This window comes from Arthrobacter sp. E70 (genome assembly GCF_058266945.1).
In genome coordinates, this window is sequence record NZ_JBYQFR010000011.1 from 134,566 (window position 1) to 149,195 (window position 14,630).

14 protein-coding genes and 1 pseudogene are annotated in these 14,630 nt (G+C 66.6%); 7 read left to right on the plus strand and 8 right to left on the minus strand.

The annotated features are described in order from the left end of the window. The first annotated feature begins 141 nt into the window (after nt 1-141). Both AC3IMC_RS15165 and AC3IMC_RS15170 read left to right on the plus strand, forming a co-directional pair. Complete coding sequence (locus AC3IMC_RS15165) at nt 142-1,170, plus strand: TIGR03885 family FMN-dependent LLM class oxidoreductase (protein WP_490919389.1); 1,029 nt, start codon at nt 142-144, stop codon at nt 1,168-1,170. Then, entirely contained in the window at nt 1,167-2,861 is a 1,695-nt protein-coding gene (locus tag AC3IMC_RS15170; RefSeq protein ID WP_490919390.1) for an alpha-amylase family protein, read from the plus strand. The genes AC3IMC_RS15165 and AC3IMC_RS15170 overlap by 4 nt, the downstream gene beginning before the upstream one ends. A gap of 34 nt (nt 2,862-2,895) precedes the next feature. Here the strand turns inward: AC3IMC_RS15170 and AC3IMC_RS15175 are convergent, their stop codons facing one another. Continuing rightward, complete coding sequence (locus AC3IMC_RS15175; protein ID WP_490919391.1) at nt 2,896-3,411, minus strand: flavin reductase family protein; 516 nt, start codon at nt 3,409-3,411, stop codon at nt 2,896-2,898. A gap of 252 nt (nt 3,412-3,663) precedes the next feature. On the opposite strand from AC3IMC_RS15175, the gene AC3IMC_RS15180 reads away from it, so the two are divergent. Continuing rightward, entirely contained in the window at nt 3,664-4,164 is a 501-nt protein-coding gene (locus AC3IMC_RS15180) for an SRPBCC family protein (protein ID WP_490919392.1), read from the plus strand. 131 nt (nt 4,165-4,295) lie between these two features. Here the strand turns inward: AC3IMC_RS15180 and AC3IMC_RS15185 are convergent, their stop codons facing one another. From AC3IMC_RS15185 to AC3IMC_RS15205, 5 genes are read right to left on the minus strand one after another with little or no spacing between them, the layout of a single operon-like run. Then, nucleotides 4,296-5,648: an LLM class flavin-dependent oxidoreductase gene (locus AC3IMC_RS15185; protein WP_490919394.1), complete on the minus strand. Its 1,353-nt coding sequence runs from the start codon at nt 5,646-5,648 to the stop codon at nt 4,296-4,298. Next, the gene (locus AC3IMC_RS15190; protein WP_490919395.1) at nt 5,645-6,613 is read right to left on the minus strand and encodes a TauD/TfdA dioxygenase family protein; all 969 of its coding nucleotides are present in this window, start codon (nt 6,611-6,613) and stop codon (nt 5,645-5,647) included. Before AC3IMC_RS15190 ends, AC3IMC_RS15185 begins: the two co-directional genes overlap by 4 nt. A 46-nt stretch (nt 6,614-6,659) precedes the next feature. Further along, entirely contained in the window at nt 6,660-7,541 is an 882-nt protein-coding gene (locus AC3IMC_RS15195; RefSeq protein WP_490919396.1) for an ABC transporter permease, read from the minus strand. Next, entirely contained in the window at nt 7,541-8,422 is an 882-nt protein-coding gene (locus tag AC3IMC_RS15200; protein WP_490919397.1) for an ABC transporter ATP-binding protein, read from the minus strand. Before AC3IMC_RS15200 ends, AC3IMC_RS15195 begins: the two co-directional genes overlap by 1 nt. Nucleotides 8,423-8,425: 3 nt before the next feature. After that, nucleotides 8,426-9,508: an ABC transporter substrate-binding protein gene (locus tag AC3IMC_RS15205; protein WP_490919398.1), complete on the minus strand. Its 1,083-nt coding sequence runs from the start codon at nt 9,506-9,508 to the stop codon at nt 8,426-8,428. 482 nt (nt 9,509-9,990) lie between these two features. Here AC3IMC_RS15205 and AC3IMC_RS15210 point away from each other — a divergent pair. Next, nucleotides 9,991-10,728, plus strand: a pseudogene (locus AC3IMC_RS15210) (aminotransferase class I/II-fold pyridoxal phosphate-dependent enzyme); the annotation flags it as partial. Here the strand turns inward: AC3IMC_RS15210 and AC3IMC_RS15215 are convergent. After that, nucleotides 10,713-11,789 carry a WD40/YVTN/BNR-like repeat-containing protein gene (locus AC3IMC_RS15215; protein ID WP_490919399.1) on the minus strand — a complete coding sequence of 359 codons (1,077 nt, stop codon included), beginning with the start codon at nt 11,787-11,789 and terminating at the stop codon, nt 10,713-10,715. The pseudogene AC3IMC_RS15210 and the gene AC3IMC_RS15215 overlap by 16 nt on opposite strands. Nucleotides 11,790-11,846: 57 nt before the next feature. Further along, the gene (locus AC3IMC_RS15220) at nt 11,847-12,047 is read right to left on the minus strand and encodes a hypothetical protein (RefSeq protein WP_221384371.1); all 201 of its coding nucleotides are present in this window, start codon (nt 12,045-12,047) and stop codon (nt 11,847-11,849) included. A 281-nt stretch (nt 12,048-12,328) separates the two neighbouring features. Between AC3IMC_RS15220 and AC3IMC_RS15225 the strand changes: the two genes are divergently transcribed. From AC3IMC_RS15225 to AC3IMC_RS15235, 3 genes are all read left to right on the plus strand, one after another. Continuing rightward, nucleotides 12,329-13,015: a hypothetical protein gene (locus AC3IMC_RS15225; protein ID WP_490919400.1), complete on the plus strand. Its 687-nt coding sequence runs from the start codon at nt 12,329-12,331 to the stop codon at nt 13,013-13,015. A gap of 105 nt (nt 13,016-13,120) precedes the next feature. Beyond that, nucleotides 13,121-13,867: a class F sortase gene (locus AC3IMC_RS15230; protein ID WP_490919402.1), complete on the plus strand. Its 747-nt coding sequence runs from the start codon at nt 13,121-13,123 to the stop codon at nt 13,865-13,867. 55 nt (nt 13,868-13,922) lie between these two features. Beyond that, the gene (locus tag AC3IMC_RS15235; RefSeq protein ID WP_490919403.1) at nt 13,923-14,438 is read left to right on the plus strand and encodes a universal stress protein; all 516 of its coding nucleotides are present in this window, start codon (nt 13,923-13,925) and stop codon (nt 14,436-14,438) included. Nucleotides 14,439-14,630: the final 192 nt, after the last annotated feature.

Consider the following 14,630-nt stretch of genomic DNA (forward strand, 5'->3'; position numbering starts at 1 on the left):
CCGCGCACGCCTTCGGCTAAGCGCAGTAGTACAAGTCACAAACTTATCCGACAAGTGCGGGCAGGCGCGTCACGGCGCGTCCGGACTCGGAAAAACCCGGGACCCTCGACACGGCGCCTGCCCGGACGGTAGAGGTTAACGATGGTTACTGTCGGCTTCCACGCCTCACACGAACAAATCAGCCCCGGCCAGCTGCTCAAGGACGTCCAGCACGCCGGGCGCGCGGGCTTCGACGCGGCCATGTGCTCGGACCACATTGAGCCGTGGTCCGCACGGCAGGGACACTCCGGCTTCGCGTGGTCCTGGCTGGGCGCGGCACTGGCCACCACCGGCCTTCGGTTCGGGGTGGTGACCGCGCCCGGCCAGCGCTACCACCCGGCCATCATCGCCCACGCCTCAGCGACGCTCGCTTCGATGTTCCCGGGCAGGTTCTGGTTTGCCCCCGGCAGCGGCGAGAACATGAACGAGCACGTCACAGGTGACGCCTGGCCGCCGAAGGACGTCCGGCAGCGCCGGCTGGAGGAGTGCGTGGACGTGATCCGCCGCCTGCACCGCGGCGAGGAGGTCACCCACCGGGGCCTGGTGACCGTGGAGCAGGCCCGGATCTGGGACGTGCCCGATTCCCCGCCGCCGCTCATTGCGCCCGCCATCAGCGTGGACACTGCCAGGAGGGCGGCGGCCTGGGCGGATGGGCTGGTGACCATCAACCAGCCCGCACCCAAGCTTCGGGACATGCTGGCCGCGTACCGGGAGGCCGGTGGCAGGGGGAAGGCGGTGCTGCAGGTCCACCTGTCCTGGGCCAAGCGCGAGGAGGAGGCGGCCGCCATCGGCCTGGACCAGTGGCGCACCAACACGTTCGCCCCGCCCATCCCCTGGGACCTGCCCACCGCCGGGCATTTCGACGGCGTCGCCGAGCATGTGCGCGAGGAACAGGTCCGGGCCTCGGTCAACGTCTCGGCCAGTCTTGCCCGGCACGTTGAGTGGTTGTCTGAGTACGTGGAGTTGGGCTTCGAGGAGCTGTACCTGCACTTCGTGGGGCAGGAGCAGGCGCCCTTCATCGACGCATTCGCCGCGGAGGTGCTCCCGCAACTGCACACCCCCGAAAGCAGCCCCGCGGAACCGCAACTGGCAGCGGCGGCCGCCAACCCGGCGTCGGACGCGTCCGCATGAGGATCGCCGAGACCTCCGACCTGTGGTGGAAGAACGCCGTTATCTACTGCCTGGACGTGGAGACGTTCTTTGACGACGACGGCGACGGAGCCGGCGATTTCGCCGGCCTCACCCAGCGCGTGGACTACCTCGCCGCCCTGGGCGTGACCTGCATCTGGCTGATGCCGTTCTACCCGTCGCCGGACCGGGACGACGGCTACGACGTCACCGATTTCTTCACCGTGGATCCACGGCTCGGCACCCTGGGTGACCTGGTGGAGTTCATCCGCGCCGCCAAGGACCGCGGACTGCGGGTCATCGCGGACTTCGTGGTGAACCACACCTCCGACCACCACCCCTGGTTCGTTGAAGCCCGGAAATCGACCGACAACCCCTACCGCGACTTCTACGTCTGGCGGCAGGACACTCCCCCGGACACCTCCTCCGAAGTGGTGTTCCCCGGGGAGGAGAACTCGCTCTGGACGCAGGACGAGGCCACCGGCGAGTGGTATTTGCACATGTTCGCCAAGTACCAGCCGGACCTGAACGTGACCAACCCGCAGGTGAGGGACCAGATCGCCAAGGCGATGGGACTCTGGCTGGAACTGGGGCTGGACGGTTTCCGGCTCGATGCCGTGCCGTTCTTCCTGGAGACCCGGGGCGAGCCCAAGGACCGGGCCGCGAACATCGACCCGCACGGCTATCTCACCGCGCTGCGCAGTTTCGTCAGCCGGCGAAACGGCAGCGCCGTGCTGCTGGGCGAGGTGAACCTGCCCTACAAGGAGCAGCTGGAGTACTTCGGCGGCCCGGAGGGCAATGAGCTGAACATGCAGTTCGACTTCATGTCCATGCAGCACATCTACCTGTCCCTGGCCCGGCAGGACGCGCGGCCACTGGCGGAGACCCTCAAGAGCCGCCCACCCATCCACCCGGACAACCAGTGGGCCATGTTCGTACGGAACCATGACGAACTCACCCTGGACAAGCTCAGCGACGGTGAGCGCCAGGAAGTCTTTGCCGCGTTCGGGCCGGAGAAGAACATGCAGATCTACGGCCGGGGCCTGCGGCGGAGGCTGCCGCCGATGCTGGGCGGGGACCAGGACCGCCTGCGGATGGTGTACTCCCTGATGTTCTCCCTCCCCGGCACACCTGTGCTCTTCTACGGTGAGGAACTCGGCATGGGCGAGGACCTCCGGCAGAAAAGCCGGGCAGCTGTCCGCACGCCAATGCAATGGAACAACGAAAAGAACGGCGGCTTCTCCAGCGCCAAGGCATCGGACCTGGTGGCACCCCTGGTGCGGGGCGAGTACGGTCCGGAAAACGTCAACGCTGCGGCGGGCAAGCGGGACCCGGAGTCGCTGTTCAACTTCATGGCAACCCTGATAGCGCGGTACCGCGAGGCGCCGGAGCTGGGGTGGGGTGCGTTCGACATCATTGACCAGCCTGAACCTGCCGTGTTCGCCCACACGTGCAGTTCCGACGGCGGGACGCTGGTTCTGCTGCACAACTTCGGCGAGGACACGGTGAAGGTCAGCGGCAAGGTGGGGCCGGAGGACGGTCCGCGCCAGGCATACCGGGACGCCATGCTGCTGGACCTGTTCGACGGCGGCAACGCACCCTTGGAGTCCGACGGCAGCTTCCAGGTGGAACTGGGGCGTTACGGCTACCGCTGGTTCCGGGTGCACCGCAAAGGCGACAGGCTGGCACCGTAGGCGGCGCGCCCCGAGCGGGGACGCCCGGCTCAGGTCATGCCACGCTCTCCAGAGTGCCCGGCCGGGAGCCGAGGCCTACGTAGGCACCCTTAAAGAAGACCAGGGGGTCTGCGCCGGCCCGGGCACTCAGGGCACGGACTGCGCCCACAACGATGGTGTGGTCGCCGCCGTCGTACTCCTGCTCGAGCTCGCAATCCACCCACGCCAGGGCCTGGTCCAGGACCGGGCTTCCAAGCGGCGACGGCGAGTGGTCGACTCCAGCGAATTTGTCCGAAGCGGAGCGCGCAAACTGGGCCGCCAGATGCTGGTGTTCAGCAGGGAGAATATTGACCGCGAACCGGCCCGCTGCCCGCAGCAGGGGCCAGGTGGTGGACGTGCGCGCCGGGCTGAAGGACACCAGCGCCGGTTCCAGCGAAAGGGACGAAAACGACTGGCAGGTCATGCCGGCCGGCCCGGCCTTGGTCGATGCTGTGATCACCGTCAGGCCCGTGGCGAAGTGCCCCATAATGTGACGCAGGCGGCGGGGACTGAGGTCGAATTGGTCCGTCATGGGTGTCCTTTCAAAGGCGGGTGACCCCAATCAACCACCCCGGCATCCACGCCTCAACTCCGGCTGACACCTGCCGACCCCTTGCGCAACGCGGGGCCGCCGGGCTTCATCCAGCGACCAGGAATGCCCCCTGACGGGGCCAAGTGTTACCGCGGATTTCGTGCCGTGACGCAGGAGGACGGAAATCCCCCGTGCTGTGCCCGGCTGGCCTAGATTGCTAAAAAGCCCAGCACATTACAGGAGGTGTACCACGTGTCGTTGACTACGCAGCGGACTACTCACCGGCTTACCATCAAGGCCCCGGCCGACCTGATCTTCACCGTGCTGCGTGATTCCTCCCACTGGCCGTTCCTGGACGGCGTGACCGTCTACTCCGAACGGGTCAGCGGCGATGACGCCGAGCATGAAATCCGCACGTCCTTCGTGGCCAACGGTGCCCTGAACTCCAGCCGCTGCCACCGCCTCTTCGATGCTGCCGGGCACCGCGCCGAATTCCGGCAGGTCGGTTTGGAGCACCCACTGTTGAAACTCGGCGGCAGCTGGGCGATCCTCCGTGCGGATGGCAACTCGGAGGTGACCCTCACCCACGAGTTCGAGGTGGATGGGGCGGCAGCCGGAGACCTCCCGGAGCTGATGCACCGCACGATTGATGAATACAGCCGTCGCGAACTGGAAGCGCTGCGCCTCAGTTCGGAGCGCCTGAGCCTGCTGGTGGAGCAGCACTCGGCAGGTACCCACGCCAGGGAGGCCTAGCACGCGGCAGGCGGCGGCCACGCGCTGCAGGCGTCCGCCCCTGACGGGGCCTTCGGCGCCATGCTGACGTACCAAAGGAAAGTGCCCCGCCCTTGCTGATTCAGCAAGGGCGGGGCACCTTTTGGCCAGGATTAGGCAGGCTGCAGCAGCCGGCTGTGCGAGTTGGCCGGTATGGGCAGTCCGTAGTGTTCACGCAGTGTGCGTCCCGTATATTCGCTCCGGAACAGGCCACGGTCCTGCAGGATGGGGACCACCTGGTCCACGAAAATCTCCAACCCGGAGGGCAACACCGGTGGCATGATGTTGAACCCGTCGGCCGCCCCCGACTGGAACCATTCCTGGAGGGCGTCAGCCACCTGCTCCGGGGTGCCGGAGAACGTCCGGTGCCCGCGGCCGCCGCCCAGCCGGCCGATGAGCTCGCGCACCGTGAGATGTTCACGGCGCGCGAGGTTCACGATCAGCGTGTACCGGCTCTTGGCGCCCTCGATCTCGTCCTCCGACGGGAGGTCTGCCGGAAGCTGGGCGTCCAGCTTCAGGGATTCAGGTGCCACCCGCAGCACGGTGGCGAGCTGCCTGCGCGCGTGTTCGGGCAGGATCAGTTCGTCCAGCTCGCGCTCCAACTCAATCGCTTCGGCCCTGGAGTCGGCGATGACGGGAACAATGCCGGGCAGGATCTTCAGGGATTCCGGGTCCCGGCCAGCCGCCGTCGTCCGTCTCTTCAGGTCAGCGTAGAAGTCCTGCGCATCGGAGAGGGTCTGGTGGGCGGTGAATACCGCCTCCGCGTACCGGGATGCGAACTCTTTGCCGTCCTCGGAGGAGCCGGCCTGGACGATGACCGGGCGGCCTTGGACGGACCTGGGAACATCCAAGGCGCCTTCCACCTGGAAATGCTTTCCCTCGTGGTTGGCCGCATGCACCCGGGAACTGTCTGCCCACACTCCGGCGCCCTTGTCCGCCACAACGGCGCCGTCTTCCCAGCTGTCCCAAAGCTTTTGCGCCACGTCCAGGAATTCCGCGGCCCGCTCATACCGCTGCGAGTGTGCCGGCTGGCCGGCCAGTGAGAAGTTCCGGGCTGCAGCGTCGCCAGCAGTGGTCACCACGTTCCAGCCGGCCCTGCCTCCGCTGATGTGGTCCACCGAGGCGAAGCGCCGAGCCAGGTTATACGGCTCGTTGTAGGTGGTGGAAGCGGTGGCGATCAGCCCGATCCGCTCGGTAACGGCCGCTATGGCCGCGAGCAGGACGGTCGGCTCCAGGCTGGCGTAGGGCCGCTGGGACACATTCCCGTGCAGCACCGGTGAATCCGCGAAAAAGATTGAATCCAGCTTTCCGCGCTCCGCAGTCTGGGCCAGCCGTTGGAAATGCTTGACGTCCGTGCCGGCGAAACTGTTGCTCTCCGGCAGCCGCCACGATGCCTCGTGGTGGCCGGTGCTCATCAGGAAGGCGTTCAGGTGCAGCTGCCGTGGGCGGCTTTCCGGCGCGCTCACTGGTTTGCCCCGGCTGCCGCGAAGGCCGGCGCCTGGGAAATTCCAGGCACGACGACGGTCTCCGAGTAGGCGGACGAGTCGCCCTTGATGGGGGTGCTGCTGCGGCCGTCCACTCCGCGGGGGACGTCGCCGGCGATGGTGACGCGGTTCAGCTGGCGGGGCTGGCCGTCGTAGTTGTCCGGCGCGTAGTGCTGGGTGATGCGGTTGTCGAACAGGACCAGCTGGTCCGGCTCCCAGTTCACGCGGACCACGTTCTCCGGCCTGGTCACGTAGGCCTGCAGGAGGCGCAGGATGTCCTTGGATTCGGTGTTGGACAAGCCAACAATCCGGAGCCGCTGGGCGAACCCGCCAATGAAGAGCCCGCGCTCACCGGTCAGCGGATGGATACGGACAACGGGATGGGCCGATTCGAAGTGGATGCGCGTGAATTCCTTGCGCCGCTCGTCGGCGTTGGCATGTTCCAGGTTCTTCGGGACGGAGTAATCGTAGTCGTTGGTGTGGATCGCCCACAGGGTGTCGGCGAAGTCCCGCAGTTCCCCGGGCAGGTCCTGGTAGGCGCCGGCCGAGGATGCGATCAGGGTTTCGCCGCCGTAAGCCGGCAGGGTGATGCTGCGCAGGGTGGAGGCCTGCGGCGGGTTCACGACGAACGTGACATCAGTGTGCCAGTTGTTCGCACTCCCGTTTTCGCTGTCCACCGGCAGGACCGCCGGCTTGCCGTCCACCGACGCGACCGTGGGGTGGGCCTTGGTGAGCGGGCCGAAGTGGCTGGCGAACCGCACCTGGTCCTCATCCGTGCGGACGTTGGCCTCCCTGAACACGAGTGCTTTGTGGGTGTTCAGTGCAGCACGGATCTGCGCCACCGTGTCCGGCGACAGGTCGCCACTAAGGTCCAGGCCCCGGATTTCCGCACCGATGCGGGCGCTCAGCTTGGTGAACTGGAGTTTGGTTTCGGTGATGACGGTCATTGGATCTTCCTTTGCAGTTCAGTAGGGCAGTTCAGGTGGGTTGGGTTCAGGATGCGGAGCCGACGGCGGTGCGCCAGCGGGAGAAGTGCCGCTCCAGCGCCACGAGCAGGGCGTTGACGGCGAGGCCCAGCACGGAGACGGTCAGGATGCCGGCGTACATGTCCGGGATCAGGAAGCTCATTTGCGAATTGACGATCAGGTAACCCAGCCCGGCCTTGGCGCCCACCATTTCCGCGGCGATGAGGACCAGGATGGACGATGTCCCGGCCATCCTGATCCCGGTGAAAATCGTGGGGACCGCAGACGGCAGGATCACCTTCTGGAAGAGCCGGAAACTGTTCAGCCCCAAGGACTTGGCGGCACGGATGAGCAGCGGGTCCACGGTCCGGACGCCGGCGATCGTGTTCAGCAGCACCGGGAAGAACGCGGCGTAGGCCACGATGGTGATCTTGGATTCCTCGCCGATGCCCAGCAGCAGGGTGAATACCGGCAGCAGGGCCAGGGTGGCCGTGTTCCGGAAAAGTTCCAGGAGCGGGTTGAGGAATGAATTCAACCAGCCGTACCAGGCGATCAGGAGCCCCAGCACCACAGCCGTGACCACTGCAATCCCGAAGCCGGACACCGAGCGGGTAAGGCTGGCCTGCAGATGGCTCTGCAGCTGCCCGGCTTCCACGAGCCTGGCACCGGCGGCGATGACTTCGTGCAGCGGCGGCAGGAACACCCGCGTGGAGGGGCTGGCCAGGTACAGCGGCCCCACTTCCCAAAGGGCCAGGAACAGCAGTACGGCCAGGGATTTCCAGCCGGCGCGGGCCACTGCGTGTGCCACGTAGGAGATTTTGCCCGCCTTCCGGCGTTCCGCCGGGGGCACGGCTGCTGAGGGCCCGACGGCGGCAGGCGCCTCCTGTGGGCGGGTCAACACTGTACTCATCAGGCTGCGCTCCTTTCGAGGGGCTGTTCATCGGGTGCGGTGCCGTCCGGCAGGATCTTCCGGTGGCCGGAGTCCTGGGCGAGGCGGACTTCGTCGTGCAGCAGGGACCACACCTGGTGGCGGTGTTCCACGAAGGCGGGGTGCGAGCGGATGTCCGCGTCGCCGTCGCGGTCGGGGATGTTGATGTCCACGATTTCCTTGAGTTTTCCCGGCCGGGCGCTCAGCACCGCCACCCGCTGGCCGAGGTACACCGCTTCGTCGATCCCGTGGGTAATGAAGACGATGGTCTTGCCTGTCGCCTTCCAGATCCGCAGGAGCTCGTCCTGGAGCTGTTCACGGGTCTGGGCGTCAAGGGCGGCGAAGGGCTCGTCCATCAGCAGAACGTCCGGCTCATAGGCGAGGCTCCTTGCGATGGCCACGCGCTGCTTCATACCGCCGGACAGTTCGTGCGGATACCGGTCCCCGAACCCGGCAAGGCCCACCAGGTCCAGGAACTCACTGGCCTTCGCCGCCCGCTGTTTCCTGGACAGGCCGGTGTTCTCAAGGCCCATGGAAACGTTGGCCGACGCCGTCCGCCAGGGAAACAGCGCGTACTGCTGGAAGACGACCGCCCGGTCCTGTCCCGGTCCGGTCACTTCCTTTCCGTCCACCAGGACCTCTCCCGATGTGGGGCGGGAGAGCCCGGCCAGCAGGTCCAGGAGCGTGGTCTTGCCGGAACCGCTGGGGCCCACGAGGGTGAGGAACTCCCCGGCCGCGACATCCAGGCTGAGGCTGCCGATGGCGGTGAGGACTGAGGGCTCCCCCTGGCGGCGGCCAGTTCCCTTGCCCGGCCTGATACTGAATTCCTTGGTGACGTTTCGAAGGCTGATCTTGGGGGTCATCGTCTATCCTTTCGGGGTTGCGGCCGGCGCCGGAGTGTCCAGCAGGTTGAACCCGTTCGTGTAGAGCCTGGAGGTATCGAGGTCACCGCTGATGATCCCGGCGGACTTCAGGTAGCCGCCCCAGCGGGTGAAATCGGTGTCCTGGATCCACCCGCCCGGCGAGGCAACGCCCACGCTCTTCCAGTACTTCAGCGCCTCGGTGCTCTCGTTTCGGCCCCGCTTGGCGATGATTTCCTCGAACTTGGCGATCACCTGCTCCCGCGGGGTGCTCCGCTGCCATTCGATGGCCTTGGCCACCCCGGTGACCAGCGTCCGGCTGGTCTCCGGATTCCTGGCCAGGAAGTCATTGCGAAGGACGTACTGCCCGGCGTCAAACGGTCCTCCGATGACACCGACGTCGGTGAAGAGCGCACGCAGGCCTCCCTCCGCGAGCGCACGGTCCTGCAGCACTCCGCCCAGCGTGCCGACGTCGACCTGCTTCTTGCGCAGGGCCACTTCGGTTTCGTTCGGCGGAACCACCACCAGTTGCACCTGCTTGATTTCCTCGGGAGTCAGGCCGCTGTTCTTGAGGTGCGTGGTAATCACGGCTTCGTGGTGGGCGCCAAGGGTGTTTACAGCGATCCTCTTGCCGATCAGGTCCCTTGCGGTCCGGATGGGGCTGCCTTCCTCCACGTAGTATCCCGTGAAGGTCTCCTTGTCCTCGCCGTAGTAGTTGATGACGGCTTTGACGGGCGCACCGGCCTCGATCAGCTTGATCACGGCACCGGTGAATGCTCCGCCGATGTCCGTCTGGTCGGTGGCCACGGACTGGATGCTCTGCGGCCCGCTGGTGGTGTTACTGACCCATTCGAGCTTGACGTCGCCCAGGTAACCGAGGTCTTCGGCCAGTTCCACCAGGGCTACCGTGTTGGGCGAACCCTGGTACCGGACCGTTTTCACTTCGGCACCGCCGTCGCTCCCGGCCTGTTGTGCCGTTGCCGGACCGCCGCAACCGGAGAGCACCAGCGTGACTGCCGCGGCCACAGCCATGGCAAATGCCGTGCCTGTGGTGCGGATAGTTCGTGCGGGCAGGTGTCGGTTTTTCATGGTTGTGGGTCTTTCTGCAGTTCGGGTGGATCCGGACCGTCCGGCTCGTGGCAACCACTAGAACAGAGAAGAACCACCGGCAGAAGCGGCGGCTTAATGGCGGGAAACGGCAGGCAATGGCGGGAAAACGGGGCTAACAGAAGTCCTTGCGGCGTAGTGCGCGGACGCTTTGCTGCATGTTGTGCCGCCGGGCGACACATGGCGCAGCGGAACGTAAGGCAACCGGGTATCGGAGCTTCAAGACGGTTCATACGGCGACGCGGAAGTCCACTGCCGTGCAACGGGCGCCGTACTTTCAACGGTGGATGCCCTGCACCATGCCAGCGTGGGCATCGCAGCAGAGGGCACACGGTCCCGGAAATGCCCGCTGGCGGCGCCAATATTTCTGCCGAAGCGCTTCGTTTGTTACCCGCGGCCCGCTATGGCCTGCGGCGGAACTGCAGCCGGGGCGCCGTCGTCGTCCGGGTGTGAAAAAATCAACCATGCACGCCATGCAGCACTCCAGCAAACTCCAGAACGTCCGGTACGAACTCCGCGGACCCATCCTCCAGGCAGCCAAAAACATGGAGGCCGAGGGGCACAGGATCCTGAAGATGAACCTGGGGGACACGGCGCCGTTCGGGCTGGAGGCACCGGAGTCGGTGGTGGTGGACATGATCCACCACCTGCGCGGCGCCCAGGGATACAGCGACTCGAAGGGCATTTTCACCGCGCGGACAGCGATCTCGCAGTACTACCAGACGCGCGGCCTGATGAACATCGGGGTCGAGGACATCGTGATCGGCAACGGCGTCAGCGAACTGATCTCCATGTGCCTGCAGGCGTTCATGGAAAACGGCGACCAGATCCTGGTCCCCGCCCCGGACTACCCTCTGTGGACTGCCGCCGTGACCCTCACCGGCGGCAAGCCCGTGCACTACCTCTGCGATGAGGCGGAGAACTGGTGGCCGGACATGGCCGATGTGGAAGCAAAGATCACCAGCCGCACCAAGGGCATCGTGATCATCAACCCGAACAATCCCACCGGCGCCGTCTACCCGCGCCACATCCTTGAACAGTTCGCGGCCCTGGCGCGGAAGCACAACCTGGTCCTGTTCTCCGACGAGATCTACGAGAAGGTGCTGTACGAAGACGCCAAGCATATCCACACCGCTGCTGTGGCAGAGGACGTCTGCTGCCTGACCTTCAGCGGCCTGTCCAAGGCCTACCGGATGCCCGGCAGGTGGGACGCCACCTCCGCGAACGATCCGCCCTCATCCGCACTGGCATAGACGCTTCCGCCCCGGGTACCGAAGTACACCCCCACGGGCTCCGCCGCATCCACCGATGCCGCATCCCGCAGGACGCTGTTGTATTCACGCTCCGGCAGCCCGGTGCTGAGCCGTGTCCAGGTTTCGCCGGCGTCCTCCGTCCGGTGGACGGCGAGCTTCCCGTCCGGCGGAATGCGTTCGCCGTCTGCCTTCAACGGAACCACCCAGGCGGTACCGGCCCGGCGGGGATGGGCGAGCATCACGAATCCGAAGTCGGCGGGGAGGCCCTCCGCAATCGACGTCCACGTGTCCGCGTTGTCGTCGGTGCGGTAGACGCCGTGGTGGTTCTGGGCGTACAGCCGGCCGTCCACAGCCGCGTCCGCGGCGATCTTGTGGACGCACTGGCCGAATTCCGGGTTCGGGTCCGGCATGAAGTAGGCGGAGATCCCGTGGTTGCGCGCCTCCCAGGAGGCGCCGGCATCGAGCGAACGGTAGACGCCGCCGGTGCTCATGGCGACGTGCACGGTTTGCCCGTCCGGATGGACCACGATCGAGTGGGCCGCCGCACCGCCGTAGCCGGCACCCCATTCACTGCGGTGCGGATGGTCCCACAGGCCACGGTTCAGCTCGAAGTGTTCGCCGCCGTCGGTGGACTTCCACACGGAAATGGGTTCGGCTCCGGCCCACACCACTCCCGGGCGTGAACCGGCGTCCGGGTAGATCTGCCATACCCGTTCCAGCGCTGCGCCGGTGTCCTCGGGGAACGTGATGGCACCCTGCTCGGGCTCCGTCCAGGTGGCGCCCAGGTCGTCGGAATGCGCGACCGTCGGCCCCCAGTGCGGGCTGCTGACTCCCACCATGATCCGGGTGCGGCCCTGCCTCGTGTCGATGCCAATGCTGGGAATCTCCGACATCAGGAAGTGGGGCCCGGTGAAGGACCACTCCCGCCGGTCCTGGCTGGTAGCCAGCCACAGTCCTTTTTTGGTGCCAATTGCCAGGAGGAAGTTCGCCGCCGTTGCCATGCGCACCATGCAACCACCGCTGCGGGCCGCCCGCAACGGTTTTCAGGGCCTATCCGCAGCAGGCAGTCAATCCACGAACTCGGACTGCGTCTGGATGAAGTCCCAGTCCGCGGTGGTCAGCGCCGCGGCCGGATTGTCCGGGTGCGGTCCGCCGGCCTCTGCAATGCCCTGCAGCACTGCCAGGGGCAATTCCTCCGCATAGAGGTTCTCCCGCAGCCACTCCTTGGTGGGGAGGTCCAGGTCCAGCCACCACATGAAAATTTCCACGAGCCACCCGCCTTCCGTCACCTTCAACGTTAGGCGCGGGCAAGGTGGTGGACAAGGTCCGGCCGGCAGGAACAGGTAGCCGCCGCGGGGTTTAGGGTACCGGCAAGTAACCGGCCCCTTTCGGGCCCCGGAAAAGACGAGTATTCCCTACTCGCGACTGCTCCCGGCGGCGCCCCTAGCCTGAAACCTCAAGCAAGCTGACCGTGTTGCTGGGGCACACGGCACAACCGCCGCCGCCCCCGCCTGCAGGGTCCGTTTCACAAAAACCTGGGGAGAAAACCATGAAACGCACCATGGCAACAATGGGCGCAGTGGGCCTGGCGGCACTGGCCGTCGCAGCGCCCGCCATCGCAGATGCCAACAACACCACCTTCTGCCACGCGATGGGGACCGGCTACGTAACTGTCAGCATCCACGGCTCCGGCTTCAGCGGCCACGACAAGCATGCCGATGACATCATTCCGCCGGGGCCCGGGATGCCGGACGGCCTGAACTGGGGCACCGGCAAGGACATCTTCGGCAACGGCTGCCAGGCTCCGGCCGTGGTGGTTCCACCCGTCGTCGTCACGCCTCCGGCCACCCCTCCGGTGACGCCGCCTGCCGAGGAGCCGCCCGCCGTCGTCGATTCCCCTGCGTCCCCGCCTGCGGAAACTCCGGTGGTCGAGGCCGCACCGGCCGAGTCTCCGGCGGCGGTTGTTGAACCAGCGGCAGCACCGGCCCAGCAGCCAGCCGCGCAGGTTCCTGCCGCCCAGGTGCCCGCCGCACAGAAGGCTCCGGCCGCGCAGAAGGCAGCAGCGGCCCCGGCCGCACAAGCCGTCGTGGGAACGAACGAGGGATACAACGCCCAGACCGCGGTAGGCGGCCAGGAGGCCGCACCCGCCTGGCTCGCCGGCGTGGGTGCCCTGGCTGCCGCGGGCGCGGCGGTGGCCGTCCGCCGCAGGTCCCGCCCGCTTCACACCGCCGGTTAGGGCGCCAAACTGCCACCACGCGTGGCCCGTAGACAAGGAAGGCGTCCTGCCAGTGCCCGGCAGGGCGCTTTCCTTCCACCTCCCGCCCCAGGCGTCAGGAGCACGATGTCCAAGGAACGCAGCAAGCACGCGGCTGCCCAATCCCGGCGCTGGCGCCGTTGGAACCGCGGCGACCTCGCAATCCTTTTCTGCGGCGTGCTCGCCTTTCTGTTGTTCACCTTCGGTGCTCCCCTGTTCCATCATCCGCAGCCTGCACCGCCGGATACCCGGGCGGCAGCGAGCCCCCGCTTCACTGCGGCTGCTCCGGCCGCCACCATTCCACCCGTGGAGGACGCAGCGTCCGCGGGCCTGGCCGCCGCAGGGAGCGCCGCCGCCGGCCAGGGGACAGCGCCTGAAGCGGTGCTCCCACCGGCCGCACCACCCGTCAGCATCTACTACCCGTCCGCCGCGTTTGACGTCGCTGTCCACCCGCTGGACGTCGATGTCGCCGCCCAGTCAAGCCGGACCATCGAGCCACCCGCCACGAAGGACGGCTACTGGCTGACCGCCTTCGGCGTCCCTGGCAGCGGGTCCGGCAACACCACCTACGTCATAGGCCACAGCTGGGAAGGCGCGGATGCACCCTTTAACCACCTCAGTTCGGCCGCTGCCGCCGGCGACCAGTTCGACGTCGCTACGGCTTCCGGCACCATCAGGTACCGCGTGGAAAGCGTCAGTACCTACGACAAATCCAGCCTCAAGGACAGCCCCGTCTGGGACATGGTGCCCAACCGGCTGGTCCTCATCAGCTGCTTCACGGAGGACCCGTGGGGCAGGAACGTAGTAGTAACCGCATACCCTTCTGCTTCCTAGCCGCGAGCGCTGAAGCACCTGTTCACGTAGCCCCCCGGGGCGGAAAATGGGCGTCATGACATCCGATCAGTTCAAGGGCAAGCCGTTGCTGGTGGGCATCATGCCCCGGCAGCACCCGGAAGTCCTGCAGACCGCGGCCGGGCTTGCTGCCGGGTTGGGGGCGCCGATGGTGTGCGCCTATGTGGATGAAGCCAGCTACCTGGTGGACTGGGACCCGGCCCGCTCCGCGCACCGGCTGTCGCTGCGTCGGGACGCAGGAGTCGAGGAGCTTCGAACCCTGACCACGGGGCTGGAGGCACAAATCCGGAATGCACTGCAGGCGGCGGCGCCCGGAGGCCCGGCGGTCGAGTGGACGCTCCGCACCCTCACCGGTGATCCCGCCCGGTCACTGGGCCGGCTGGCGGCGGAAGTGGAAGCACCAATGATCATCGTGGGAACCTCCGAACGCGGTTTTTCCCACCGCCTGTCAGAGGCGCTGAACGGGTCGGTCGGCGCCTGGCTGAGCCACCACCAAAGCAGGCCGGTGCTGGTGGTTCCCTACCACAAGGCCGCCCCTCAGGACCGGCGCTGACCAGCCTGCACCCCCGTCCGGCCCTGGGAACGACCTTCTCCCAGGCTTCCGAAAGTAAAGCGAAAGTAGTTATTCGCGGTGCTGGCGGACCGCGCTGCCAACCCGTAAGCTAAATCCAGCAGGCCCGGACCACCCGCAGTGGAAGCCGGAAATGCCCAAGAGCTGCTCCGGAGTGCGTATCCCCCAATAACG